Genomic DNA, 26,185 nt, shown 5'->3' on the forward strand with positions numbered 1-26,185 from the left:
GGAGCATGTATATATAAAGGGACAGCAAATACTAGTTCTTCACTCACCTTTAAAACATCGAAAAAGCCTATCTATCATTGAATTATTTCCCTATCGATTTCATCACAAAAAACCGTTTCACTACGAGTGAAACGGTTTTTATTTTTAAGCATTTAATTCCGTTTTATGCCCCTTTACTGCACTACGTTTGAAAGCTGTTCCAAGTATAATAACCACGCTTACTACACCAATCCAAACGAGTACAGTAAGAGGAGTATTCCAAGCTAATCCTTTTCCGAAGAAGAAGATTTCTCTTAGCCCTTCTATCATAAATCGCATCGGTAACCAGGAGTAAATCCAGTCTTGATAAAATGGAGACATCATTTCAGGCGCTAATGCTAATAGCGGTGCCCCAAAGAAAAGTAATAGAGCGAATATACCTATACCCTTTAGTCCAACTAATGAAAGCACCGCAGAAATCATTAAGAAGAAACAAAAAGAAGTAATGGATAAGAATAAAGCCGTATCCGTGAAATTCGGGATATTTAATCCTACCATTCCATCCGCAATCCATGTAAGACCAAATCCAATTACAAGTGTAGCAATTGCTCCTGTTACTATTTGTTTTAGTTTCAATACGAAGTTCTCTTTTCTTGTACCCACTTGCGTTTTACTTATCGCAATAAAGATAATTGCTGCGCTCGCTAAACTTGCAATCCATAACGGCTGGAATAAAGACATTGGCGAGTTACCGTTCGCACTATTTTTGCCGATTTCATTCACATTTGTCACTTTCTTCGTAATAGGTGTTACTACATTTGAAACTTGGTCTGCTGTTAATGTAGCTCCTTTTGCTTTCAATCCTTCTAATAGTTGTGTACGAACAGTATTGTTCATATTATCAACGATCGCATTTAACATTTGTCCTGCCATAGTTGATGCTGCTGTATTCATTCCTTGATTGATGAATATTTCTACCTCTGGCGAAGATGGCTGTGGTGTTCGTAATGATGCTTGTTTTGTGCTAAAGTCTTTCGGAATAACCAATGCTGCATAATATTCTTGATTATTTAAGCCTTTTTGAACTGCTTCTTTATTTTGCACTTCTACCCACTTTACCGCAGGTTCTTCCTCTGATTTTGATGTCTTTTTCATATTATCAACAATCGTTTGCCCCATATTCATCTTCGGTTGATTCGGAATTTCTACTCCTTGATCCTCATTTACAATTGCGATTGGTAAGTTTTTCGGCTTAGGTTGAACGGTTGGAAATAATGTTAATGAAAAAATAAAAACAACAAGTAGTGCAATAACTGGAGATAACAATAAAAGTTTGTTTTTAAACATTTTCTTTTCTCCTCCTTTAATTTGATTTATAATAACCAACAACGTGTTGTTTATTTATATTTGAATTATATGTTCGAGTTGAACCTTATACAATAATCAAAAATCGTGAATGTGTCGGTTATAAGACACATCCTTGAAATGTGTTGGCTAAAATTAAGGAGGGACATACTTTGCGCGATAGTAATTTAGATTTACGTGTTATTCGTACGAAAACTGCCATACGAAATGCATTAGTGGAATTAATTGAGGAAAAAGGTTTTGACGCCATTACAGTGAAAGATATTACTACGAAAGCAAACATAAATCGTGGTACATTTTATACACATTACCAAGATAAATTTGATTTAATGACAAAATGCCAAGAAGAAATTATGTATGAATTTTCTAGCATTGCTAAACAGAGATTACCGGAAGTTATTGCTGATCTTGGATCAAGCCCTTCCCCAACAATGCCATTTATACTTATCGCTTCTATTCTTGAATTTCTAAATGAAAATAGTGATTTTATGAAAGCTGTACTAAGCCCAAAAGGAGATTTATCTTTCCAAACGAAACTGAAAGACTTTATGTGGAAAACACTATTTGAAGATACGAATGGTCCTCTCATTAATAAGGAGAATTTACTTGTCCCAAGCCAATACTTAGCTTCTTATATGGCATCTGCTCATATAGGTGTCATTCAACAATGGTTAAATAATGGACAAAAAGAAACACCTGAGGAGATTGCTCGTATTTTATCAACAATCGCAGTTCATGGACCTTTTTATGCGGCTGGTTTAAAGAAATAAGTCCGCTATATAATAAAAGATCATCCACTATAATAGCGGATGATCTTTTATTTCATTACAACACTTCAATATACCCTTCTGTTCCATGTACCCGAATTTGTTGTCCGTCTTTTATTAATTTCGTAGCATTCTCTACCCCGACGACTGCTGGTAATCCATATTCACGTGCAATAACTGCTCCATGTGTCATCAGTCCGCCAACTTCGGTGACTAACCCTTTTATAGACACAAACAATGGTGTCCATCCAGGGTCAGTAAAGGCAGTAACTAATATATCTCCATCTTCTAAATTCGCTTCTTCCATATTTAAAATAACGCGTGCTCTCCCCTCAATCACTCCTGAAGAAACAGGCAAACCTACAATCGCGTCAGCCGGAAGATTTTCTCGTTTATATTTACCTGTAATGATTTCTCCATCAGACGTCATTACACGTGGAGGCGTTAGTTTTTCATATAATTTGTAATCATTTTTTTGTTTATGAATAAGCTCGTAATCTAGTTTATTCGTAAGGACAACTTCGTGAAGTTCTTCAAAAGTTAGATAGTATATATCTTCTACTTCATCAATAACTTTATTTTGCACGAGTTGCTCGGCTTCTTTCAATATTGCCTGCTTATATATGAAATAGCGATTAATCATACCGTATTTTGGATATTCACGATAACCGATAAAATTCCGGATGTTACGAATCATTCGCTTCGTCTCTTCTACTTTTTGTTTACCATCCGGCAAATGCTGCAATCGATCTACTAACTCTTCTTCTTTTTGCAAAGCTTCTTGCAACCCTTCTTCAAACTTCCGTTTACTAGCGCCAGCTTCAAAGTCTCTTATATTATTTAAAATCATTGGGATAATGGTTGTTGGCTTTTCACTCCAGCGCGTTTTCGTAATGTCGATTTCTCCGCTGCATCTCATTCCGTATTTATTTAGAAAAGTTAGAATGGCATCTCGAGCTTTTTCTCCGCCTTTAAATTGAACTAATTCATCTAAAAAGTTCTCATTTTCTACATGTTGTAAATACGCAATAACTTCTGGATATGGCCGAATCACATCAGCAACATCGAGTAATGCTAGCCCCATTTCAGACGTAATATTGTTTTGTACTGATTGAGAAAGCGTGTCTGCTGCATTCTTTTCGCCTAGCCATTGCTCCATTTTTTCATTGACCCATGTTGAAGCATCCATACCTGCCATAATGACAGCCATACTTTGCGGATGAAATAATATTTTCTTTAATTGCTGCATATCTTCCAAAATAAAATCAAGTACATCCACCCCTGATTTCGTTTGCATGTTTCGTTTTAACTCTTCGATTGATGCTTGATTCATCTTTATTAAATCCGTAACGATCGCTGGATTGTTTTCGATTTTTGGTTGTGAACTTGCAGGTGGTCCACTTTTACCAACACTCTTTTCTTTTTCATCATCTGGTAACAATGTAATAAAATCATCTCGCTCGACTACAGTCGTTAATGCATCTTTAATAAGCGGTTCCGAATTCCCTATCATATTTAATAAAAGTTCTCTACTAGTAGGCGAAGCCAATCTTTGTGCAACATCAACAAACAACCTTCCTCCAGCTTGAAACCTCTGTCCAAAAGATGTTAACTGGAATAAAGACATTCCTAATGGCTTCAAGGGATCGGTCATCATTTGCTGGTGACCAACCGATACATACACATGATTTTCCCCATCATTTACTTCTGGTATTGGATATAAAGTCGTGATTGGGCGACTTTGGACAATATAAAATGTATCATCCACTAAACACCATTCAATATCTTGCGGACAACCAAAATAAGCTTCAATCTGTCTTCCAATCTGTGCTAGTTGTAAAATTTGTTGTTCAGACAATGTTTGAATTTTTTGCTGAGCCAGATCAATCTGTTTCGTCTCCGTTCCGCCCTCTTTTAAAGCATAAATAGCTAATTTTTTAGTTGCTATCATCTTTCCAGTAATTTCGCCTTCTTTTACTTTATAATTATCGGCAGAGACCAGTCCTGATACTAACGCCTCACCAAGTCCAAAACTGGCATCAATTGATACTACCTTTCGGTTAGAAGTAACCGGATCAGCAGTAAATAAAATTCCCGAAGCCTCAGGGAAAACCATTTTTTGAACGACAACACATATAGAAACTTGATTATGTTCAAAATCATTTTGCATGCGGTACATAACTGCTCGCTCTGTAAATAAAGAAGCCCAGCACTTTCTTACATGCTGCAAAATCGCTTCTTTACCGATAATATTTAAATACGTATCTTGTTGACCAGCAAACGAGGCATATGGTAAATCTTCAGCCGTAGCACTAGAACGTACGGCATACGCATGTTCATTTCCAAAACGTGAGAGATAATGAGCTACCGCTTCCACTACTTCAGAAGGGATTTCTACTGCCATAATGACTTCTCTAATCTTCTTACTAATTCCACCAATTTGGGCTCGCTCTTCCATTTTCAACTTTGTTAGCTGCTGCAACAAAGTTTGAAGCTCGTCATTTTGCTCGATGGCCTTTTCATACCCTACCGTTGTAACACAAAAACCTTCTGGCACTTGTATACCTTGAATGTTTGATAATGCCCCTAAATTCAATCCTTTTCCGCCAACGAGCGAAAGCTGCGTTTTTTCTATTTCCTGAAAATCGAGAACGAAAGAACTCATTTAACATCTCTCCTTACTGTGCATGTGTTCTTGATTGTAGCAGTAGTAAATAAGAATAAACAGTCTATTTCGAACGTGATTTACATGATATAATTAAGTTAGGAAGAGATATTTCTCCCCTCTAATTCACTTCAACTACATCACCAAACTTAAACATCCTTTGATTATGAAAAGCATCGGTACAAGTAATCGTCTTATTTAATGGATTTATATCAGCTACTGTTATGTAATTTTTATATAGATAGCCATTTTTATAATATGTAAGTAAAATCTCTTCTTCACCTAAATATGAAATTAACAGCTTATTTTCAATCCTTTCTTTTGCATCTTGCGTTAAAATTGGACGTGGGATTTTTGTTTGCTCCTGTATCATTTCTTTTTCTCTTTGTATAATGTTATCGAAAAGTGAAATTTGCTCTTCCCCTTCATGTATTAAATTTGTTAATGAGATACTTATTGACCGAATCCGCTCTCCTGTATGCCGCTCGTATAAAAAATATGTACAAACATTGTAAATATCCATCGGTGAACTACCCCCCACTCAGTATCTCTTACGAGCTTACTTGAAGTGGGGCTTCTCGGTTCATCGTTACTTTTGATAGCTAACGAATTTGCCCTAGGACAGCCGAGCTAACTCCCTTGTTCCAAAGGTTATTTCTTACGATTTATATCAATGCTAATAACCGCATGGCTTCCTTTTTGATATTGATAGCTGCGTTATAGTCACGACTGATTGTGAGTCCACACGAACACGCATACGTGCGTTCACATAATGGCATTTCTTTTTTGTTTCCACAACGACTACACATCTTTGTAGAAGGAAACCATTTATCTATCTTTACAAGTTGTTTTCCTTGTTCTTGTAGCTTATATGCTAAAAACGTCGTGAACAATCCGCCAACCGTTATCCGCTACACTCTTACCAAATCTAAGTACTCGTGACATTCCTTTCATATGCAAGTCTTCGATTGCTACAACGTCAAAATTCGTAGCTAATTCTTTAGACTTGTGGTGAAGGAAATTTTTACGTTGATTGGCGACCTTTTCATGCAACTTCGCTACACAAATCCGTTGTTTATTCCAGCGTTCTGAACCTTTCACACGTCTTGCCAATACACGTTGTGCCTTTGCTAATCTGTCTAACATCTGACGATAAAAGCGAGGATAATTGGCTTTCTCATCTTCGCTACTCACATACAATTCAGCCATTGCGAAGTCTAATCCAACTACACTTTGTACTTCTTTTTGCACAATCTCTTTTTCATATTCAGTCAAGATGGACACATAGTATTTACCAGTAGGTGTCATCGAAATCGTACACGATTTGATGATATGTTTTGGCGGGATTTCTCTATGTTGCTTCAGTTTCACCATTTTCAATTTTGGTAATTTGATATAACCATGAAATAACATAATATTTCCGTTTACTCGATTCGTTGTATAGGATTTTCTACTCTTTTTATTTTTGAATGTAGGAAAATCACTTTGACCACTAAAAAAATTCTTATACGCAGTTTGCAAGTTTAATTGCGCGTTGGCCAATGCTAATGAATCGACTTCTTTCAACCATTCATACTCTACTTTGTATTTCGCAGGAGTAGGGAATTTTTGTTTCTTTAGTTCTTCCTTGTTCTCTTTGTATGTTTCGTATAGTTCTTTCCGCTCAGCCAGCATTTTATTATACACAAAGCGTACACACCCGAACGTTTTACGTATGAGATGCGCTTGTTCTTCTGTTGGATACAGACGAAATTTGTACGCTTTATTCTGCTTTGTCATATCTATTCACCTCACTTTTCGCTTCATTTCCCATAAGCTATGACGGTGATCATACAACCTGAACACTACATGATTATCTCATTTCATCGTTATATCAAACTTTACTTCTTATAAGACTGATTATATCAGAGGTGAAATAAGTAGGAAAACCAAATGTTTGGCTACGCAAAGTCGAAATTCATCTCCCACCTACCGCTAGACTATCGTCTTTCACACACTTGAGGAAGGAGACTTCTTTCGGATAATACGTTAAATTCGTTGCTCTGTTTAACGTATGTGCTTTTTTTATTCCTCCGCCGTATTCCTTGCTATATCCAACTGAAAAATGGATCGTTTGCGCGCATTTCTTTTCTCTTCTCAATCTGTAACAAACTTCTTCTATATGCTCTAATAAAATAACTATGAACTCTTCTATCGAATAATCCCGTAATAATATTTGGCTTTTCGCTATAGATGTTGTCGCTGGAACGTATTTCTCTGCTATTCTGCTAAAATCAATCCCGTTACTATGTAGATGTAATTCTTCCCCTATTACACCGAAAGATTGCTTTAAATATTTCAAAGGATACTGAGCTAATTCTCCAATTGTATGCATAGCTTTTCGATTCAATTTCATTTCAGTTTTATACGATATACCCCAAAGCGGTCTAATACTCCATAACTTCTCGGGTATATCGTCATACGTCCACTGTTCTATTCCATCTTTATTCTTTTTTGCCTCAACATCCATCGCTACTTTACTCAATAATAAATTCGGACCAATACCAATCGTACTTTCGATCCGTGTACGTTCATATATTTCTCTCTTGAACTTTAATGCGAATTCGCACGGATTACTCGCAAATAAATGAATACTTGCAGTCATATCCATGAAAAACTCATCGATACTATATTGATGAAAATCTTCCGGCGCAACATACTGTAAAGCTAAGCCCGTTATGTAATTTGAACATTTCATATACGTATGCATAATCGGATTCACAATAATAATATCTGGCCGCTTCGGTATTTCGTACAACCGTGCCATTTTCTTAATTCCTAACGCTTTTAATGGCGGTGTTGCCGCTAATACGATTGATCCACTGCGGTTTACATCTCCTACGACAGCCAATTTTGTATATCGTGGATCAAGTCCTTTTTTTATACATGACACGCTTGCATAAAAGCTACGAAGATCTACACATAAAATAATACGATTCGGTAAAAGAGAATAATCATACAAGGTTATCACTCCTAACGAAAGAACATTTGTTCTTATTATATACGAACTAACGTTCTTTTTAAAGGTATTTCCATGAAAATTTTGGTTAAAATAACCGTCATATCTATGCGCTATCAATTAAGGCGGGAAAAACTATGTATACAAAACCGCTAGAATTTCAAATAACTCATAAGTATAAAACTACTAAAACAAACCAATTAAACCCTTATTATCAAAACATAATTTATATAAAGTGAAACTTTAATCAGCCCCCACCTAACTTCTTTACTTCCGCTGAATTTTGAGGTGGGGGGCTTACTGCCCGTTAATGCGGGATAAATTCCTTTGTTTCTTATATGTGTGAAGATAATAAAATACTATTCCCAAAACAAAAAAGCAAAGATTTTTAATTTACTTCAGCTTTCTTGTCTCTCATGCATATATTTTTCTAATTTTGATTTTTTCTTGTATATTTTTTCAGCAAAATCTCCTATATAGCGCATGTACCAAGATTCATCCGCATAACTAGTTACATTCTCCTTTTTCTATTTTAATAGTTTCATAATAAAATCTGTTAAACAGCAAAAAATGCGAAGTCTTAAATTAGACTTCGCGCCTTATACAAATTTACAATTAGTGACAATACCCATACAATAGTATATACATAATAATCACTCATTATATCTGTTGCTCTTTTAATCGGCCAATGTATAAACCAATCCTTTTACTTAGCCACCTCTCATAATTGGTTTGATTGTTTCTAGATACTTAATCCCCTCTATACTCATTTCAAGCGGTAATCCATTCCGATTGAAATTACAAATGACAAAATTTATCCGTTTTTCCTTTTTGCTTACTTGCTAAATTCAGCAAGTAAAATATTTTTAAAAAATTCTGGATTATTAATATTTAAACTGTTCGAATTGATAGCAAATGTATGTTTGCCTCCAAGTGTTCCACCAGCAAAAGTGGAAAACCCTGGAACGGCACCCCTGTGTCCCCATACCGAGACACCGTTCGGAAGCTTAATTTCAAGGATTCCAAGACCATATCCAGTTCCCTCTCTTTCTGTAGGAACTGTAGTAAGCATTTCTTTTAGTTGCTGTTCCTTCAGTAATTTACCACTGAGTAAGTAAGAGAAGAATTTGTTTAAGTCGTCAGCAGTGGAAATCATATCTCCATCCGAGCTACCTGGGTTAATATAAGTAACGTCTTTTAGCTCACTTGCTCCGTCTAGTTGCAAATAGCCACGGGCATGCTTGGTGCCTGGAATCACGCTTGAATTGCCAGGTAGGAATGTATTTGACAAATCAAGCGGTTCAATAATCCGATTTTCAACCTCTTCCGCATAGCTGTTTCCTGTTACTTTTTCAATAAGGATCCCTAGTATTACGTATCCTGTATTTGAATAAGACCAACCCTTCCCTGGAGCAAAGTCTGGGGGAAGAGAAATCCCCATCTTTACAAATTCTTCAGCCGTATACGATTTTTTTATATCCGTAATATCAAAGTCTTTTGAATTTATATAGTCAGCAATACCACTTGTATGATTCAATATTTGCCGGATTGTAATCTGGTTACCATCATATCCGTTTCCTTGAATGACACCAGGCAACCATTTTTCAATGGAGTCGTCTAGATTCAAACGGTTCTCTCCAGATAATTGAAGTAGAACTGTTGCAATGAACGTTTTCGTCACACTGCCAATACGAAAGCGAAAATCTGCTTTCATTGGTTTCTTAGTTCTCAGATCCGCTACCCCAGCGGTATAACTCCAAGTTTTACCACCCTTAGAAATTTGAGCGAGTATTCCCGGGTATCCAAGTTGCAGTGTATCTCGCATTGCTTTCTTAACGGAAGTACGATCGCTTTGCGTACTTGTTTGTAACGAACTAGATACATTTTGCGCGGGTTCTGCTTTTACAATTGAGGCTGGTGTTATGTATAACAGGGAACTTCCAGCTATTAAAAGTGCTAGACTTGCACATGTAATTTTACTGCGTGTTTTCATAAAGCATTCCTCTCTTCTATTAAAATTGTATAGATAGTTGATAGCAGTGTCATATACGAACCACACAGCTATCAATTCCCCCAATGATGAAAAGGCAACAATGCATTTGCAATCATTGTACTCATTATTTTCACAAAACACTCTTGTTACTGATTGTTTTATATGTAGGCCGTACTTATCCCCCTTCACGCCTCCTTATATTTTTATCCTACACAATGAAAATCTCTTTTTCCTTACCTATCCCTTACAAATTCCTTACATTCAAAATCGTTTCTATAATGAAAGGATTGAAGTAGCATCTGTGCCCGAAAGCACAAAAAACACCGATTTTTGTCGCTCCGGTGTTTTTTTACACTCTAAATATTGAAGATTCATTTTACTCTTAACAGGTTACATTGCTGATTTTTTTCTAATGTGATTATTTTTCTTGCTATATGAAACACTTATCACGTTGTCATTAAGACATATGATTCTACTTTTATTGATGCACTTGAGATGGACTCACTTTTTGAATTTGAACAAGTATATCAAATGATTTCCCTAATGATATATCAACAGTTTTTGGTATATCAGACCCTTCGGTAGTTATCCCAGCGAAAATTGGATGTTGTTCGCTTAACCAAGTTTTTGTCACTCCGTTCGCCTTGCGTAAATCAATAAAAAATTGATCTTTTTTAACTTGTCCAAAGATGTAGTTATAACTGTTTGGATCATCTGATTTTAATGTTCCATAGGGGCCAGATTCACCGTCACTATTAATTAGTCACAGTAAGACTTTATTTCAAACCCACAAAAAATAGATTACCTGTACACGAAAAAGTATAGGTAATCTATTTGTTTTTGAGATTAATAAAAACCTAATTTATTTTTTGAATTCTTCCATCAATAATAGACTGAATTGGTTCTTTTGATTTTTTTATATAATCTACTAATGCTTCAAAATCAGTTGGTCCTGTTTCAGCATCTTTACCGTTTTTAAAGGATACAAATCCATCTCCACCTGAAGCTAGAAATGCGTTAGCAACGACGCTGTAAGTTTTAGAAGGAATAATTTCTTCTCCATTTGTTAAGCGAATACTTGTTACTTTTTCTCCATTAGGTTTTTTTGCATCCCAAGTGTATTGGATCCCTGAAATTTGAAGCATTCTTGTTATGTCTTTTTGCCATTGTTGATTTAAAATATCACGAATGTCTTGACCTGTTAAATTTACTTTTATTAATTGATTTCCGAATGGTTGAATACCATATATCTCTCCCCATGTAATATCACCAACATCTAAGTCATTACGAATACCACCAGGATTCATAAGTGCAATTTGGGATTGCATTGTTGTACGCTGGGCATCAGCAACTAAATTTCCAAGAGTAGATTCACCAGCCATATTGAGTTTGCGATCTAGTGGAGCAATAGACTTACCTACAACTTCATTGACAAGAGGTGCGATTTTTGCTTGATATTTCTCCATCTTCTTCTTTATTTTTTTATCAGGCTCCATGCCTTCATGGTAAGTTGTAACAATTTCTGCTTTTTTCTCAACAATATCTTGTGTTTTACGATCAATCTTTACATCAACATCAGCAAAAGCCATACCATAAGAATTTGCTTGTACGACAAGTTTATTATTAACAGTTCCATTTACATAGGTGTGGCTATGCCCACCAAAAATAACATCGACTTCTTGATCAGTCTCATTTGCTAATCGGACGATATCACCATTTGTTACGCCGTTCCCATCTGTTGTACCTCCGTTATGCGCAAGAACAACGATAGATTTAACGCCTAGTTTTTTTAATTGCTTTACGGATTTGTTAATAGCTTCAACTTCATCTGTAATTTCTACATTCTTTAGCATAGTAGGCATAACAAGGTTTGGAACATCCGTTGTTACGACTCCGATAAATCCAACAGGAACTCCTTGTACCTTTTTTATAGTGAATGGTGGTAAAAATAAACGACCAGTGGATTTATTATAGAAATTTGCGGCAACATATGGGAATTTTGCTCCTTTAAAATTTCCTGTTTTCTCATGGTATCCACCATAAATAAGGCGGTTCATTTCCTCAACACCTTCATCAAATTCATGATTTCCTATGGTTCCAACATCGAATTTCAAATCATTTAGAAATTCAATCGTAGGTTCGTCTTGTAATAATGCTGAAACAGGAGTACTTGCTCCAACAACATCGCCAGCATGTACCTTTAATGTATTCGGATTTTGTTTTTCACGATCACGTAAATAAGCCCCTAAGTACTCAATTCCCCCTGCATCTTTATTGTTAATTTTTTTTACAGTGTCTAGTTGCCCATGAAAATCGTTAATACCGAGCATTTGTACATCTATGTAGCGGTTTGGTTCTGTACTTGCTTGGGCTGAAGGCACAGCGAATACACTAGTAAAAGTAACTGTACTTAATGCTAAAGCAACTGGAATGATTTTTTTCAACATAAAATTTCTCTCCCCTAATTAAAATCTGACATAATACAATGTTATTTTAATATATTAAGAGAATTATTTCTATAAAAATTCTACCAATTATAAAAATTAATAAGATTTTATTGTTTTCTGACAAAATATTTCTTCCTCAAGAAAATGTACATTTCTTTGTTTTGAGGATTATTCAAAATATTATCTTGATAGTAATATAACAATACTTCTAAGAGATCTAAAAAACTCTAATCAATACATTTTAGCTGTCATGAAGAATATTCAATTCGAAACTAATGGAGATTTATCAACCTAACATCTCGATATCACCATTTAAAAATGAATAAAAATTTCGTTATGGAAGATTTCGATTCTTTAAATTGATTACAGTGGTGCACTACTCCGCATTTAAAAAGATGCTCCTGGATTTATCCAAGAGCATCTTTTTAAATGCGGGGACATCAAAACTTTAACTTGATGGGGATATGGCACTACCCCCATTAATAAATATTACTAACCATATATCTAGGTTAATATCTATCATATTTTTTATAAACAGGATTAATTAGATTTAAAAAAAGATTTCTTTTTCTTTACTCGTAACAAATCACCTGTCCATCCTTTGAATCGCATATACATATACATACCTCCTGTTGTGAAAATAATAAATAAGAGAGCAATTAAATAGCTATATTTCCATTCTAGTTCAGGCATATATTTAAAATTCATCCCCCACAATGCTCCTAAGGCCGTCAAAGGCGTACTTACAGCAGTTAATACAGTAAGAGCTTTCATAATTTCATTCCCACGATGAGAAGAAACAACTTCTTGTAAATGAATCATCGTGTCTAATTCTTCTTGGTACTCTTTAACGAGTTGTAATCCACGCTCTAATTTCAAGTATGTTTGTTTATAACAAAGAGTTTTTGTTATATTTTCTAACCAAGCTTCCTCCAAGCCTTGTAACACTTCTTGTATTAAGCGAAACACATGTGTGTTCATAAATAATTCATGACGAATATGATAAATTTTTTCTAAAACTGCTATGTTATTATGATGATAAAAATCCCATAATACATTTCTGAAATGGTTTTCAAAATAGTCAACCTCCCGCAAATAGTGAGATATAAACATTGATAAGATAGCACATAATCCTTCAGCGGAACTATTACAATTTTTTGTACCCATAGGGAAATTATGTATTAATTTTTGGAAATCCTCTTCCTCTTTTTCCTGGACCGTTATCAGTATTCCATGAGCTACGAAATAATGAAGAAAGTTTTGAATTTTGGCGTCCTTTTTATCTTGATCATATAAAAACGAACCATATACACAAGTTTGACTTGGTGATAACGTATAAACATATAATCCATTTTCACAAGGAGAACTTATTTTCTTTACAAATTGAGAGAAATAAGATGTTACATCACGAGGGATTATAGAAGAAAGTTTTTCAAGCTCACTAGTTCTCACATGATACCAACTCCATTTCGGCATTTTTATGCATTCCATATTATTCTTCCTTTCTGAATAGTCTTATGTTTGATCAAATGATATCCGTAATATGAAATTTGTATGTAGGTATTCATGTCTTGGAGGAAAAGTTTTTAGATCAACTAAATTACAAAATAAATGGCATAGGAGGTCTTATTCTGTAAAAAGGAAGACCCCCTATATATTAGCTATTTTTATTCTCAATTTTAAACATTTCCTCTATACAAGCACTTTTTATCTTTTCTTATAAAGAATTTATTATATGTGGAAAAGAAGCCACATAATTTGGTACTTCTATTCAACAAACTCCATTTCGGTCGTTATTATAATTTGGATTCATATGCAGATTGATTGGTGATGTCCTCAAATACTTGACTTCCAATAATATAGTATCCATGAAGTGCAGCCTCTTTCGAAGCGTCTACCATACGGAAAGAAGAGATTTCACCTTGCATTTTTTCAATTCGTTTTTTGTGGATATCTACTATTCCTCCTGTCCAAATAATAGTATCATACTGGTCTAACTTAAATTGTTCTTGTAATACACGCATAACGTCTTGGAAGTGTGCATCCAACTCTTTTTGAATCAAAGTATTAACCTGACTTGTCTGATAATTTTCTTCTCGACCTCCATATCCTTTTTCTAATATTTTTGGGATGTCGTTAATATGCAAGTGATTACTTTCACCCGCATGATTCTGCAGGATATTCTTAATATTTTTCAAAGGCTTGCTACATCCTAGTTCCGTCTCATAATGATTTAAAATGACATTCTGTTTCATATCTGTCATTTCTAATGTACGAAATCCACCATCAATAATTAAGATACGATCTCGTTCCTGAATGATTCCCTCTTTTAAGAAATAGGCATGTAAAGCGACCGGTTGCTGAAGAATCAAAGCATTTTCCACCGTAATATTAATAAATTTCCCATCAATTTGCACGGAAGTTTCTTTTTTTAATACATTTTGTAATTGCTCATGCTGACTACCAAAACAAGTGACGGGAAGCCCGGTAACAACTAAAGGTAACACGACATTTTCTTTATAATCCTTTGCAATGCAACCAAATATTTGTTGTTTAAACCGTTCGCTTTCATAATAATTTTCTATTTCTTCGTCAAATGGAGGAAGAAATGAAGCGTCAGATTGATGTGCTTCATTTCCCATGTAGTATGCAAAGTCTAAGTCTATAAAACTTACCTTTGTTAAATCTTCACTTTCAGCATGATTAGGTACAGGGGCTAGTGTGGAAGCTTCACTCTTGATCGTCATCTCAGAATCTACATCCTGTCGATATGCCCGCTTGGTAAAGCCAATTCCTGCATCAATCGCATACAGAGATTTCATACTTTTTTCCTCACTTTCTCTTTTTAGACTTAAATCTAGGCACTCTCTTCTTTCCCTTCTTTCATATATTTCTTTTCATTTTTCGTTTTTTCCCCGTCTATGTCCTTACTATTTTGATTTATTTCGTAATCCTTTTCATCTTTTTTCTTTTTGTTATTTTCGTTTTTTGTTAAATCTTTAATGGTAGAAATGACAACTGGTGTGGCTGTAAGCAGTTGTGGTAATGTTTGTTTTGCAACATTAGCTGCAGTTACAGAGAATTGTTTACTTGTCTCAGTTACCTTCTCCAATGTTTCCTTTATGTTTCCTTCTTGTAGTTTGTCTTTTACGCTTTTTCCTTTTGTTTGTATAGCTTTCCGATTTTCTTTTTTTAATAGGGAAACCATGACTCCGGTCGTAATCCCAATCAAAGCATATTTAAATATTGTATGTTTCATTTTTCTCATCCTTCTCTACTTTTATTTTCTTCAATGCTACAGCCTAAAATATAGTCTATTTCAATCTTTTCTTGAAATAGGAAATTAGCATTACCTTACCTATTTATCAGATGTTGCAATCTATTAGAGGGAATGATAGTTTTGCGGCTGCCTATCACTCGCCATTTGTGTTTCAGCTGTTACTAGGAGTAAAATTCTCCCTTGATCTAGTTTTTCTTCATATAAGTTAGCTTCCTCCTTCGACAACCCCATTTCTTCCATTTGATTTCGGAGTTCGTCCCCTTTTTTGGAGAAAAAGTTGATAATACTTGTGCCCAATCCTTGTTCTTTTACTCCAATCGTATTTGTGTTTGTATCATCCGCAATCCTTTTTGTTAGATGTTTTTCATGTGCTAAGACATAAATGTCATCTTGGCGAATCCCTTGCAATTCTAGCTCTTTTACTTTCATAACTACTTCCTGTTCATTTTGATATTCATGAACCACCGGTTTTCTTTCATTCTTATGCATGGTATCTTTCCTCCTTTAGATTTTTTATTTAGTTGTTATGTAATATGTAATACACCTATTTTAAAGATGTTAAACCTAAATTTTCAAAAAACTTAATACAATAGGTTATTAATGTTTTTGAATATCAAAGCGATGTCACGAGAACTTTACTTTAATAAAAGCGTTACAAATAACGATTTGTTTGGAAGGCAAGCCCCTTATTTTATAGAAAATTTCTATTTAGAAAAAGTTACAAAAGGAGTACAAGATATTTTTTTCGTTAATTAAATCAAAGGAAAATATAAAAACACTCCTTTTCAAAGAGTGCTTTTAAAAAACATATAACCTAATAAAAATGTTTCTATTTTGATTACAGAAAGAAAGTCTTTATTAAAACATATGGTTGCTAATTTAATTGCGATCTTCCTTGCACCCAAGCAGCAATATCATTTATAACATACTCAGGTATATTAGCAGGACTATAATATTCATCCGGCTTACTTATTTCCCCATCACCCTCTGTAAAGAAATGATTTAACTTTGGATATAGTCGATAATCAACGTTATCTCGTTCTTTTAATTGTTCTTTCCAAAGAGGAATTTCGATTTTTGATTGAACTTGATAGTCTCTTTCTCCTTGAATAATAAGAAGCGGTGTCTTTTGTTCTTTTGACATTTCTGCTGCTTTAATTTTCCGGATAGAATCCCAAAATACTGCTGATCCTAAGTAAAAATCTTTTGGGGGATTCCGACTAGAGAAATTGGGATCATTTAATAATTCAAATTGCGATTTGTAGAATTTATATTCCTCTAGGTTCATTGCTCCAATAGAAAAAAGGTACTCAAATTGATCTAAAACAACATCTTGGATCGTACGAGCTGGCCCTCCCATTACAATTGCCCCAGCAATATTTTGATTTTGGTCTTTTTCAATCATTTTCGGAAGCATCATTCCACCTTGACTATGACCCAGAATATAAATTTGATTCTTATCTATTAGAGGCTCATTTTTAAGAAATTGAGTTACAAGAAGAGCATCATCTGTTGTCTCTTTATCAACTGTATAAAAGGGACTGAATTGTGTTTTCAACCCATGTTCATATGTTCGTTTATTATAGCGAAGGACAGCAATTCCCTTCGATGCAAGACCTTCAGCTAAATCGCGAAATGGTTTTAAAGCAAACGCTGTTTCATCCTGATCAGTTGCTCCAGATCCTTGCACAAGAATAACCGCTGGGAAAGGACCCTTTCCTTTTGGAACAGACAATGTTCCTGGTAATGGAAATGCACCACTTCCAACTACTACTTCTTTATCAACAAATGATTCAGGCTTACTATATGATGGACGCTCTGCAACAGGACTAAACGACATGCTGAGTTGAAAATCGTCTATTTTTCCAGATGGATCTAGTTTTATTAGTAAAGGTACAGTCATTTGTTCAAAAACTAATTGAATCTCCACATTTGTATGAACAGGATTTGTCTCTTTTTGTGTAACCTCTCCAATTTCTATAAAAGAACCTGCTTGTAATTGAACTGGCAGTCCCTCCCAATAGCTCTTCAACCATTCTTTGGATATTATTTTCTGTAATGACCTTGAGGTTAAATCAAATGCAGATTTATAATCTTCACTATTCATATGGCGAATAAATGAAAGAGTAGTAGATATAATAGGATTTTCATCATCACTATTGTCTACTTTTTTTATATTTGTGTTTGCTTCCTTTAATTTCGAAATAAATTGGTGGTTAAACGGATTATTATATGTATCAGGATATAAACTTGTTTTCAATACTTCCGTATTCCGTCCCTCATACAAACTTGAAGAACTCGTAAAATTTTTAGGTGAAATTACTTTCTCCGCATATGAGACTGAGGGAATTGTTATTGTACAAATTGCACTGACAAGTAATAATTTATTACTTATTCTTTTTTTCTTACCCATAATTATTGATTCTCCTTTCAAAATTAAAAATTTCTAATACAGTATGCCAAATACTATAAGGAAAATAAAAATTATCAAAGAGATTAATAATCTATTTTACGATCCCCCCTAACAAGTTAAAAAGCTATCATTAACAAACTTCAATAAAAAACGCCTTCCCCCTCTTTTTTTATCATTGGATTTTCCAATGACCTAGAAGCACAGCGCTGAATTACATGTAACTGACCCATGGGATTCTCTATTCCAAAAGAAAAAAGCACCCCACTAGATGCTTTCTTTAATTGTTCTCACTATAATTTATTTAGATAATTCTCTTATTACTGTAAGATAAATTTATTCTAGTTCCTAAATCCCACTTATTTCTTAATTCACTCATACCAATATAAAACCAAATAACCTACCATCAAAAAATAAAGAAAACAGGTTATTTGGCTATTCATTCCGTAAGCTTAATGCTCAAGTTAATCTTTTTTTCACACGGTTAAACTTTATTAAGAAAACCTTAAGGAATTTCCCTCTATATTTATAAGAATTTTTTTCTATACTAAATCATATAAACGAACAAGAGGAGAAACGTCATGAAGAAATTTATAATTTGCATACTAGGAATAGGCCTCCCTATATACTTACTACCTTTCATATTACGCGGAGATTTAGACAGATTTAATCCGATTGCTGAAGAAAAAAATGTATACGCTATCGCGGAGGAATATGGCGTTCCAGATTACCATCATAAAGGAAGAGCTATGTACTCGCTAAAAGGTGTTGATGAATTAAGGAATGAGAAGGAATATAAAGTAGGAACGAACACTCCTAATGATTTTATAAGAAAAACTTACTTAAAAATTCATGTGAAAGGTAAGTATGTCTATTCCTACGACATTATTTCTGAAAAGGACATTCCGGAGAAAATAAGGGGCCAATTGGAGATAGCAAATAAATAAAAGAGCCAATTCGTACGAGTTGGCTCTTTATTATCTCTCCCACCTACCGTTAGGCTATCTTCCTACACATGCTTGAGATGGGAGAATCCTTTCGGTAAATTTATTACATTCGCTATCATTGTTTTAATAACCATTCTTCAATTACTTTCACTGTTTCATCTCGTTGTGCTTTTGACGTAATTAAGCTCGCATTATCACCTTTTTGCTCACCATACATGCCAAAATGAGCATGGTTTCCGCCTTTTATCATGTGCATAGTTGTATTCTTTGACATTAACTTTTTATTGTTCTCTATTTTTTCTACAGTTGCTAAAGCATCTACTTCCCCATAAATTGATAACATCGGAAGCGATTTAGTAGAGAAATCCTCTGCAGGATACGAACCTAAGAAAATGATCCCATCTACCTTGTCTTCATGTTGAAAAGCATACTTAGAAATCATAGCTCCCCCCATTGAATGCCCCGCAACATACCATTTTTGAACTTCAGGATACTTTTCAATCACACTGTCTACCACATTGATTCCAAGTATCGCTAAATTTAATGGTAACTTAGGCATCACTACAAAATGCCCATCTTTTGCAAGAGCTTCCCCTAAGTAACTATAAGCCTCAGCTTCTACTTTAGCTCCTTGATAAAAAATAATCCCTACTTTAGCATCTTTCTGTCCAAAAACTATATTATCTTCATCTTTTTTATCATCTACTAACGACAAAGCCTCTTTCGTTGGTTTATAAGTAAACTGAGACCAAACAAAAAAAGTAATACTTCCCATAAGTAAAATACCTAGTAAAGAGTACAGAACAATTTTCATCCACTTCTTCACATATATGCCCTCCCTAAGATGTGTATATTCTATACTTTAATTATTATTACTATAATTGTCGAATAATCTTAACTAATAAGTTTAGAAAAAATAATACGAGCCCTGAAATGCCGTTTTAACATAAATTCAATATATTATTTTAAAACGTAAGCTTCATAAGCTAAGTAAAATTTTATAAAGAAAAAGCCGATTTCCTTATCTTATAGGAAATCGGCTTTTGGCTTAGTTATTGATTTAGTAATAAAAAACACCTTGTTAAGATAACCACGTTCACTATAGACGTTGATCTTTCTGGAAGTTTAGACGAAAATGATCCGCATCATTATATACCCCAAATTCATACCCTTGCTCTTTATAAAATTTAATAATGTCAGGAAGTGCTTGTAATGTTTGCGCCTTTTCATGCATTAAAACAACTTCTACTTCTTCTGTTGTCTGTTTTTTTACATTTTCTATAATCTGAGTTGGATTATCTTTTAATTTCCAATCATTTGAGTCTACTGTCCAATCCCAAACTTTTATTGCTGCTTCTACAATTTGATTACGAATTTCCTCACCCTTTAATCCTGGTGCAGATCCATATGGCGGACGGACTAGTTTAGGAGTTGTGCCCGTAATATTATGGATAAGATCTAACGTTTCTTTCATCTCTGGTACAAATTGTCCCTTTTTGTATAGCTTATCACTATTATGTGTCATACTATGTGCACCAATATAATGTCCTTCTTTTACTGCTCGTTTTACATTTTCCTGAAAACCTGTATTTTGTAAATTACTACCTTGCATAAAAAATGTCGAAGCAACATTTTGCTCTTTTAGTACATCTAAAAATTTCCCAGTCAATTCGCTAGGACCGTCATCAAATGTTAAATAGACAACTTTTCCTACCGGTTTTCCATCAGGTCTTTTTTGTTTTGCTGGTGATGTTTCCTTTTTCTTTTCTTGTTGTTGCGTATTAACTTGTTTACTACTTTCATTAGCTACTCCCTTCGCTGGGATAGAGTGCCATTTTCCAATTAAAAAGAAAGTGAAAAAGGTCGTTGCTAAAACAACTCCTAGAGATATTATTACCTTAGTTAATCGACTTGTTTTTTTCTTACTTTGTGATTCTTTCATTATTTTTCGATCCTTTCCCTATTAATTTTCATATTCATTATTTATAAGGCTGAATCATTAGTTTCAACCGGTGTTTACAATAAATAGATTAATAGAGATGGATAAAGATAAAATGCAGATAATGTCGAAATCAGTTAAAGAATAGCTTATTGCATCCACTCTTTAGAAAAATATTTGTTTTTAATTTAAAAACTGGATATACACCCAAAATAAAAAATACTACTCTTCCTAATTAAGATTTAGAAAGAATAGTATTTTTCTATTTGCCTATTTTATTACATCGTAAAATAATTAATAATGCCATCCACAATTCCTTTTTGCGATTTTGCTTGGAATTCTTCTGAATTCATTCTTTTTTCATCACTCGCATTAGATGTAAACCCTAATTCTATTAGGATAGCCGGAGAAGGATTTTCTCGTAAGACAAGAAAATCACTGCCATGAACGCCTCTATCTCGGCTGTCTATATTTTGATCAAAAATAGCTTCTTGTACGATCTTAGCTAATTTTTTATCTTTCCTTTTATTAGATCCATAATGAGTTGTTATTCCTTTTACATTTGTATCCTCAAAAGCATCATGATGAATGCTAATATAAAGATCCGCCGCATGTTCTTTCACTACTTTGACACGCGCTTGCAATTCTTCCTTTTGTTTTGTTTCTGAAAGTAAACTCGCATCTTTTTCACGCGTCAATATAACTTTTGCATCCGTTCTTTCTTCTAATTCTTTCTTTATATTTTGTGCTACTTTTAAATTAAGCTCTTTTTCAATCGTTCCAAATTTCTTTCCTTTCGTCCCTCTATCTCCTCCACCATGCCCTGGATCAATTACAATTGTTTTTCCTCTTAATCGTAAATCCTCTTGTGATATATTTTTATGACCCTTAGCATGTATGAAACTAGCGCCAGTGCCCATTATTAATATAATAAACAAAAGCAATATCGCTCTTTTTTTCATTTTAACAATCTCCTTATCAACTTTTCATTCCGTTTCTAATGAAAATAGTAATGAATGTTGATAAAGATAAAATGCAGATAATGTCGATTTTGTTTAAAAATGATAAAAACGTGTAGAACGAAAATTCTACACGTTTTTATTTAAATAGAAGAAAAATAATACTCCATCTTCTGTATTCAAAACACCATATTCTGCGCCATGCAGTTCTAATATATTTTTTGAAATAGCAAGGCCCAATCCTGTTCCGCCTTTGGAGCGTTGACGAGACGTATCCCCTCGATAAAAACGATCCCATATTTTTTCTACATGTTCTGGCGCGATATGAGCCCCTTTATTTTCTACACATACTTTTACACGTTCATTTTCTTCTATTGTAGAAATAATAATATTCTCATGTTCCGGTGTGTAACGAATCGCATTCGTAATAAAGTTAGTAACCACCTGTTCTATTCGATGTGGATTTGCGACTACCTCAATTTTAGAAAGTTGTTTATGCACATGTAATTGCTTAGCTGTTATATCCGAGGTTAATTGCTCACATATATAATCAATCATCTCATCAATATGGAAAACATCCATTTCCATTTTATACGTACCAGACTCGAATTTTGCTAACTCCAGCATATCAATAATAAGCATATCCATTTTATCTACTTCTTTTGACATTGCTTTAAAGTAATACTCCTTTTTATTACTAGCAACACCATCCTCCAAAATTGAAATACAGCTCTTCATAATACTTAAAGGTGTTTTTAACTCATGTGAAACACCCGCGATAAATTCTTTACGTGTATTTTCTAATTGCTTTTCTTTCTCTATATCTTGCTGCAATTGATTAATATACGAATGCAAAGCCTTAGAAAGTGTATTAATATTTTGTGATAAAGCACCTATTTCATCCTTTGTAGTAATAGGTATTGTCTCTGAGAAATCTAAACCAGCGATTTTTTTTGTAGTATCATTTATTTGTAATAGTGGTTTGGCAATTTTATTTGAATAATAGAACGATATCAAAACGATTAAAATCAAAACAAAGATAATTAAATATACATAATAATCCTTTATCATTTGCACAGCTTCATCAACTGGCTGTAATGATGTCATAGCAAATATATAATTCACCTTACCATCTGCATCTATTGTTGGTTTGATTAATAGTTTATATTTAATATCATTTTCTTCATAGTCCACTATTTCTGTAGAAGTAATATTATTTGGTTTTTGATTTAATATTAAATCAACCTGAAATTGTTTTATTCTATCTATTAACACACGATTTCCATAAATAGAGTTAGTTCCTACAGTACCCTCCGGTAACTGCACGTTCTTAATACTTCCTGCTAAATATAACTGTGAATTTCCTTTTGAAGATGCGATTTTTGGGCCATATAACTTCTCTGACAATTGCTTGTTCCCTAGCCCAACATTCTTCTCTTTTATTGTTAACATCGCAGGGACTACTGCATCACCTTCCTGCACTCCATCGATAATAATATGATTCCCCTGTTCTAAACTATCTTTTATCCTTTGTATATCTTCTAAATTAACAAAACTATACAACGGTATCTGAATTAAACGTTCAGAAAAGGTGTTATTTCCGTTAGGATCTAACTGAATTTCTAAAGAAAAATCCCTTGCATATTTTATATTCCCTACACTATCTAACGTTGTAATCCATGTCGCATTATCTTGAAAGAAATTTTGTTCCAACTCTTGAATCCTTTTCACGTCATCTCCAGCTTTTATATATGCCTTTTCAAAGGATTGAATATTCGTTTTAATATCATTAACTTTTCGATTCGAATAATATTGCTTAAAAAATATGGTTTGTCCAATAAAAATAGTCACTAAAATAAGTGTGCATAATGCCGTTGTTAATATAAATAACTTTAATACAATTCCTTTTTTCATACCTGTCCCTCAAATTTATACCCAGTTCTAACAACGGTTACAATACAAGTCGCTTTTTGCCCTAATTTATGACGCAAATTACGGATATGACTATTAACAGTACGATCATCCCCAGCGAATTCATAACCCCAAATTTTAGTGATTAGTTGTTCTCTCGAAATTACAATCCCTTGATTTTGCATGAAATACGTTAATATTTCAAATTCTGTATGTGTCATACTTATGTCTTCCCCATCTACAGTTACTGTACGAGAAGGGAAATGTACATGGATACCACTACTAGTTAATGTGTCTGCAGTAGATACATTAATAGTGGAAGAATATCGGCTTTCAATTAATCGTTTTGCCCTTGCCAATAAAATAGGATGACTTTATGGTTTTGTAACATAGTCATCCGCTCCCATTTCAAATCCCAGTAAAGTATCATCTTCATCCACCCGAGCCGTTAGCATAATAATAGGTACATTAGATTTCTTACGAATTCGCCGGCAGACCGCCCAACCATCTAATTCCGGTAACATAATGTCTAAAATAATTAAATGTACCTCATGTTCTTCAAATATAGATAATGCTTCTTTCCCATCAATCGCCTCTAAGACGTTATATCCTTCGTTTAGTAGGTAATCCTTCATTATTTCACGTAAAATATCTTCATCTTCTACAATTAAAATTGTTCTTTGCATATTTCATCTTCCCCACGATTAATTTTATTTTTATGAAGAAATAGTTCATTTTATATTTTAACCAATTAGAAATCTTTCACTATTTCTGTCACTACTAAATGCAACATAGTTATATCAAGATAATAGCATGCTGATATAAAGATAAAATGCAGAGATAACTGTAATTCTTCAGCAAATAATGAAACTCATCTTGAATCGAAAGATCCATACAAAAACGCCATCCTTTCTGTATATTTCTACAAACAGGATAGCGTTTTTTCATATTAAAGGTAGAATTATAAGGTAATATCAATTATACGTAATACTTGATATTTAATTGATATTAGAACTTATTACTTTATATTTATCTTCTTTTGCAACATCTATAATTGCATCAATTTTTTGTTGTTCATTATTCAGCTCATGCCCTTCGATCCAAACTTTATATCCTATTTCTCCCACTACTCCAACTTTAGTTATAACAACATCTAACTGTTTTTCTTTTTGAAAATATTCAATAGCAGTTGCCTTTGCTTTTTCTTGAGTTTTTGGAAATTCTTTGTCACTTAATGGATCTTTCGTTGTTAATGTAATGTAAGAGACAAAACCAATAATAATTAAAGTTATGGTAGAAAGTCCAACTAAAAATATTTTTTTCATTCTTCTTCATCCTTGTCTATCTTTTTTTAAAGACTAACATAACATTTATCGTTTTTCAATAAAAAAATATTGTATTTTATTATTTATTTATTGAAAATATCTACAACTTTAGACAAATATAAAAAGCATTCCTCTCACTATCCTGATCTTTATCTCAACTAATCTATTACATAATGTAGATTTATAAAAGAGTTTGATCATTATTAAAGAAATACAAAAATAAAAACCCCAATTTCTCTATATTAAAATCGAGAAATCGGGGTTAAGTTATTTTTTTATTTAAAACAAGTAACTAATTAACAATCCTGCTGATAATAAGAAGCCGAAAATCGTATTTGTCATCGCTGTTGATTTCATTGCGATGCGCATATATCCGGGATCCTTTGCTCCTTTTTGGAAACTTTGAATTGCAGAGATTGGCTTTTTCAAACCTAGGAACATAACTAATGCCCAAGGGCTTATATAACCCATTAATACAATCGCCGCGATCCATAAATAAGCAATGAAAAAGGCTACAGCTAGTGTTACCACTGCTTTTTCTCTCCCAAGGAGGATTACCAACGTCTTTCTTCCACCTTTAATATCTTCTTCGATATCTCGGATGTTATTCGACATGTTAATTGCACCTACTAAAATTCCAATTGGAATGGAAATCAATACACTTTCAATCGTTATCGTATTCGTTTGAATAAAGAAAGCAATAAGTACAAAACATGTCCCCATTAACAGTCCAGAAACTAATTCTCCAAATGGAGTGTACGCAATTGGTAATGGACCACCTGTATATAAGTAGCCAACCGCCATCCCAATTAAACCAATAACGACTAACCACCAGCTGCTATTCATACAAATATAAATGCCAATAAATGCTGCTACCACATACAATAAAAGCGCAACTGTTAATACATTTTTTGGCTTCAATCCATGACGGACAATTCCACCACCAATTCCAACAGAATCAGCGGTATCTAATCCACGTTTGAAATCATAATACTCATTAAATAAATTTGTTGCTATTTGCAACGCTAAACATGCACTCATCATCGCAATAAATAAAAGCCAATGAATTTCGGCAACGTAAAGTGATGCCACTGTCCCTAAAATTACAGGAGAAAACGTCGCCGTTAATGTATGTGGGCGCGTCATCTTCCATATTAATTTAGCGGAACTAATTTCTTTTTCATTCCCCATAACTCTGTT

19 protein-coding genes and 4 pseudogenes are annotated in these 26,185 nt (G+C 33.8%); 3 read left to right on the top strand and 20 right to left on the bottom strand.

Annotated features, from left to right (window positions below; translation table 11 throughout):
* Window positions 1–144: 144 nt before the first annotated feature.
* Entirely contained in the window at window positions 145–1,326 is a 1,182-nt protein-coding gene (locus NSQ08_RS13920) for a YhgE/Pip domain-containing protein (protein ID WP_240380435.1), read from the bottom strand.
* 170 nt (window positions 1,327–1,496) lie between these two features.
* Here NSQ08_RS13920 and NSQ08_RS13925 point away from each other — a divergent pair, with 170 nt between their 5' ends.
* Window positions 1,497–2,114, top strand: coding sequence for a TetR/AcrR family transcriptional regulator (locus NSQ08_RS13925; RefSeq protein ID WP_002084688.1), 618 nt, complete (start codon window positions 1,497–1,499; stop codon window positions 2,112–2,114).
* Between the two features lie 55 nt (window positions 2,115–2,169).
* On the opposite strand, the gene ppsA is transcribed toward NSQ08_RS13925, so the two are convergent.
* The 11 genes and pseudogenes from ppsA to NSQ08_RS13980 form a co-directional block, all read right to left on the bottom strand.
* Window positions 2,170–4,776, bottom strand: coding sequence for a phosphoenolpyruvate synthase (ppsA, locus tag NSQ08_RS13930; RefSeq protein WP_340775936.1), 2,607 nt, complete (start codon window positions 4,774–4,776; stop codon window positions 2,170–2,172).
* A 121-nt stretch (window positions 4,777–4,897) separates the two neighbouring features.
* Entirely contained in the window at window positions 4,898–5,149 is a 252-nt protein-coding gene (locus NSQ08_RS13935; RefSeq protein WP_157404380.1) for a YolD-like family protein, read from the bottom strand.
* A gap of 292 nt (window positions 5,150–5,441) precedes the next feature.
* Window positions 5,442–6,555 (bottom strand): annotated as a pseudogene (locus tag NSQ08_RS13940) (RNA-guided endonuclease TnpB family protein).
* 247 nt (window positions 6,556–6,802) lie between these two features.
* Window positions 6,803–7,777 (bottom strand): annotated as a pseudogene (locus NSQ08_RS13945) (Y-family DNA polymerase); the annotation flags it as partial.
* Window positions 7,778–8,609: 832 nt separating this feature from the next.
* Window positions 8,610–9,767, bottom strand: coding sequence for a serine hydrolase domain-containing protein (locus tag NSQ08_RS13950; protein ID WP_340775939.1), 1,158 nt, complete (start codon window positions 9,765–9,767; stop codon window positions 8,610–8,612).
* Between the two features lie 478 nt (window positions 9,768–10,245).
* Window positions 10,246–10,524, bottom strand: a pseudogene (locus tag NSQ08_RS13955) (erythromycin esterase family protein); the annotation flags it as partial.
* 100 nt (window positions 10,525–10,624) lie between these two features.
* Entirely contained in the window at window positions 10,625–12,214 is a 1,590-nt protein-coding gene (locus tag NSQ08_RS13960; protein WP_159146827.1) for a bifunctional metallophosphatase/5'-nucleotidase, read from the bottom strand.
* 540 nt (window positions 12,215–12,754) lie between these two features.
* On the bottom strand, window positions 12,755–13,705 hold the full coding sequence (locus NSQ08_RS13965; RefSeq protein WP_256486078.1) for a magnesium transporter CorA family protein: 951 nt from the start codon (window positions 13,703–13,705) through the stop codon (window positions 12,755–12,757).
* Window positions 13,706–14,010: 305 nt separating this feature from the next.
* The gene (locus NSQ08_RS13970; protein WP_256486076.1) at window positions 14,011–15,036 is read right to left on the bottom strand and encodes a ParM/StbA family protein; all 1,026 of its coding nucleotides are present in this window, start codon (window positions 15,034–15,036) and stop codon (window positions 14,011–14,013) included.
* 35 nt (window positions 15,037–15,071) lie between these two features.
* A complete protein-coding gene (locus NSQ08_RS13975) occupies window positions 15,072–15,473 on the bottom strand; it encodes a peptidase U61 (protein WP_340775951.1) in 402 nt (133 codons plus the stop codon).
* A 123-nt stretch (window positions 15,474–15,596) separates the two neighbouring features.
* Complete coding sequence (locus tag NSQ08_RS13980; protein WP_061688574.1) at window positions 15,597–15,983, bottom strand: general stress protein; 387 nt, start codon at window positions 15,981–15,983, stop codon at window positions 15,597–15,599.
* 111 nt (window positions 15,984–16,094) lie between these two features.
* Here NSQ08_RS13980 and NSQ08_RS13985 point away from each other — a divergent pair, with 111 nt between their 5' ends.
* Window positions 16,095–16,250 (top strand): acyl dehydratase, encoded by a 156-nt coding sequence (locus NSQ08_RS13985; protein ID WP_080784555.1) that lies wholly within the window; start codon window positions 16,095–16,097, stop codon window positions 16,248–16,250.
* 118 nt (window positions 16,251–16,368) lie between these two features.
* Here NSQ08_RS13985 and NSQ08_RS13990 read toward each other — a convergent pair whose 3' ends face one another.
* Window positions 16,369–17,907, bottom strand: a complete 1,539-nt coding sequence (locus tag NSQ08_RS13990) for an alpha/beta hydrolase (protein WP_340775960.1) — start codon at window positions 17,905–17,907, stop codon at window positions 16,369–16,371.
* A gap of 578 nt (window positions 17,908–18,485) precedes the next feature.
* On the opposite strand from NSQ08_RS13990, the gene NSQ08_RS13995 reads away from it, so the two are divergent.
* Window positions 18,486–18,851 carry a YxeA family protein gene (locus NSQ08_RS13995; protein ID WP_340775964.1) on the top strand — a complete coding sequence of 122 codons (366 nt, stop codon included), beginning with the start codon at window positions 18,486–18,488 and terminating at the stop codon, window positions 18,849–18,851.
* 115 nt (window positions 18,852–18,966) lie between these two features.
* Here NSQ08_RS13995 and NSQ08_RS14000 read toward each other — a convergent pair whose 3' ends face one another.
* From NSQ08_RS14000 to menA, 7 genes and pseudogenes are all read right to left on the bottom strand, one after another.
* Complete coding sequence (locus NSQ08_RS14000) at window positions 18,967–19,677, bottom strand: alpha/beta hydrolase (protein ID WP_040963098.1); 711 nt, start codon at window positions 19,675–19,677, stop codon at window positions 18,967–18,969.
* A gap of 273 nt (window positions 19,678–19,950) precedes the next feature.
* Window positions 19,951–20,793 (bottom strand): polysaccharide deacetylase family protein, encoded by an 843-nt coding sequence (locus NSQ08_RS14005; protein ID WP_340775969.1) that lies wholly within the window; start codon window positions 20,791–20,793, stop codon window positions 19,951–19,953.
* A 275-nt stretch (window positions 20,794–21,068) separates the two neighbouring features.
* A complete protein-coding gene (locus NSQ08_RS14010; protein WP_340775971.1) occupies window positions 21,069–21,752 on the bottom strand; it encodes an N-acetylmuramoyl-L-alanine amidase family protein in 684 nt (227 codons plus the stop codon).
* Window positions 21,753–21,878: 126 nt separating this feature from the next.
* Complete coding sequence (locus tag NSQ08_RS14015; RefSeq protein WP_340775973.1) at window positions 21,879–23,663, bottom strand: sensor histidine kinase; 1,785 nt, start codon at window positions 23,661–23,663, stop codon at window positions 21,879–21,881.
* Window positions 23,660–24,346 (bottom strand): annotated as a pseudogene (locus tag NSQ08_RS14020) (response regulator transcription factor). Before NSQ08_RS14020 ends, NSQ08_RS14015 begins: the two are co-directional and overlap by 4 nt.
* A 312-nt stretch (window positions 24,347–24,658) precedes the next feature.
* Window positions 24,659–24,985 (bottom strand): hypothetical protein, encoded by a 327-nt coding sequence (locus NSQ08_RS14025; RefSeq protein WP_002013624.1) that lies wholly within the window; start codon window positions 24,983–24,985, stop codon window positions 24,659–24,661.
* 279 nt (window positions 24,986–25,264) lie between these two features.
* Window positions 25,265–26,176, bottom strand: a complete 912-nt coding sequence (gene menA, locus NSQ08_RS14030; RefSeq protein ID WP_340775977.1) for a 1,4-dihydroxy-2-naphthoate polyprenyltransferase — start codon at window positions 26,174–26,176, stop codon at window positions 25,265–25,267.
* Window positions 26,177–26,185 lie beyond the last annotated feature (9 nt).

It is taken from the genome of Bacillus sp. FSL E2-8887 (assembly GCF_038007205.1).
Taxonomy (GTDB): Bacteria; Bacillota; Bacilli; order Bacillales; family Bacillaceae_G; genus Bacillus_A; species Bacillus_A mycoides.

Bases quoted from the DNA above. Each gene is read 5' to 3' on its own strand.
- NSQ08_RS14005 (WP_340775969.1), bottom strand. From the start codon at position 20,793: ATGAAAGAATCACAAAGTAAGAAAAAAACAAGTCGATTAACTAAGGTA.
- menA (WP_340775977.1), bottom strand. From the start codon at position 26,176: ATGGGGAATGAAAAAGAAATTAGTTCCGCTAAATTAATATGGAAGATG.
- NSQ08_RS13935 (WP_157404380.1), bottom strand. From the start codon at position 5,149: ATGATACAGGAGCAAACAAAAATCCCACGTCCAATTTTAACGCAAGAT.
- NSQ08_RS13920 (WP_240380435.1), bottom strand. From the start codon at position 1,326: ATGTTTAAAAACAAACTTTTATTGTTATCTCCAGTTATTGCACTACTT.
- NSQ08_RS13990 (WP_340775960.1), bottom strand. From the start codon at position 17,907: ATGGGTAAGAAAAAAAGAATAAGTAATAAATTATTACTTGTCAGTGCA.
- NSQ08_RS13970 (WP_256486076.1), bottom strand. From the start codon at position 15,036: ATGAAATCTCTGTATGCGATTGATGCAGGAATTGGCTTTACCAAGCGG.
- NSQ08_RS13980 (WP_061688574.1), bottom strand. From the start codon at position 15,983: ATGCATAAGAATGAAAGAAAACCGGTGGTTCATGAATATCAAAATGAA.
- NSQ08_RS13950 (WP_340775939.1), bottom strand. From the start codon at position 9,767: ATGAAAACACGCAGTAAAATTACATGTGCAAGTCTAGCACTTTTAATA.
- NSQ08_RS13960 (WP_159146827.1), bottom strand. From the start codon at position 12,214: ATGTTGAAAAAAATCATTCCAGTTGCTTTAGCATTAAGTACAGTTACT.
- ppsA (WP_340775936.1), bottom strand. From the start codon at position 4,776: ATGAGTTCTTTCGTTCTCGATTTTCAGGAAATAGAAAAAACGCAGCTT.
- NSQ08_RS13965 (WP_256486078.1), bottom strand. From the start codon at position 13,705: ATGGAATGCATAAAAATGCCGAAATGGAGTTGGTATCATGTGAGAACT.
- NSQ08_RS14015 (WP_340775973.1), bottom strand. From the start codon at position 23,663: ATGAAAAAAGGAATTGTATTAAAGTTATTTATATTAACAACGGCATTA.
- NSQ08_RS13985 (WP_080784555.1), top strand. From the start codon at position 16,095: ATGTTTTTGAATATCAAAGCGATGTCACGAGAACTTTACTTTAATAAA.
- NSQ08_RS13995 (WP_340775964.1), top strand. From the start codon at position 18,486: ATGAAGAAATTTATAATTTGCATACTAGGAATAGGCCTCCCTATATAC.
- NSQ08_RS13975 (WP_340775951.1), bottom strand. From the start codon at position 15,473: ATGAAACATACAATATTTAAATATGCTTTGATTGGGATTACGACCGGA.
- NSQ08_RS14010 (WP_340775971.1), bottom strand. From the start codon at position 21,752: ATGAAAAAAAGAGCGATATTGCTTTTGTTTATTATATTAATAATGGGC.
- NSQ08_RS14025 (WP_002013624.1), bottom strand. From the start codon at position 24,985: ATGAAAAAAATATTTTTAGTTGGACTTTCTACCATAACTTTAATTATT.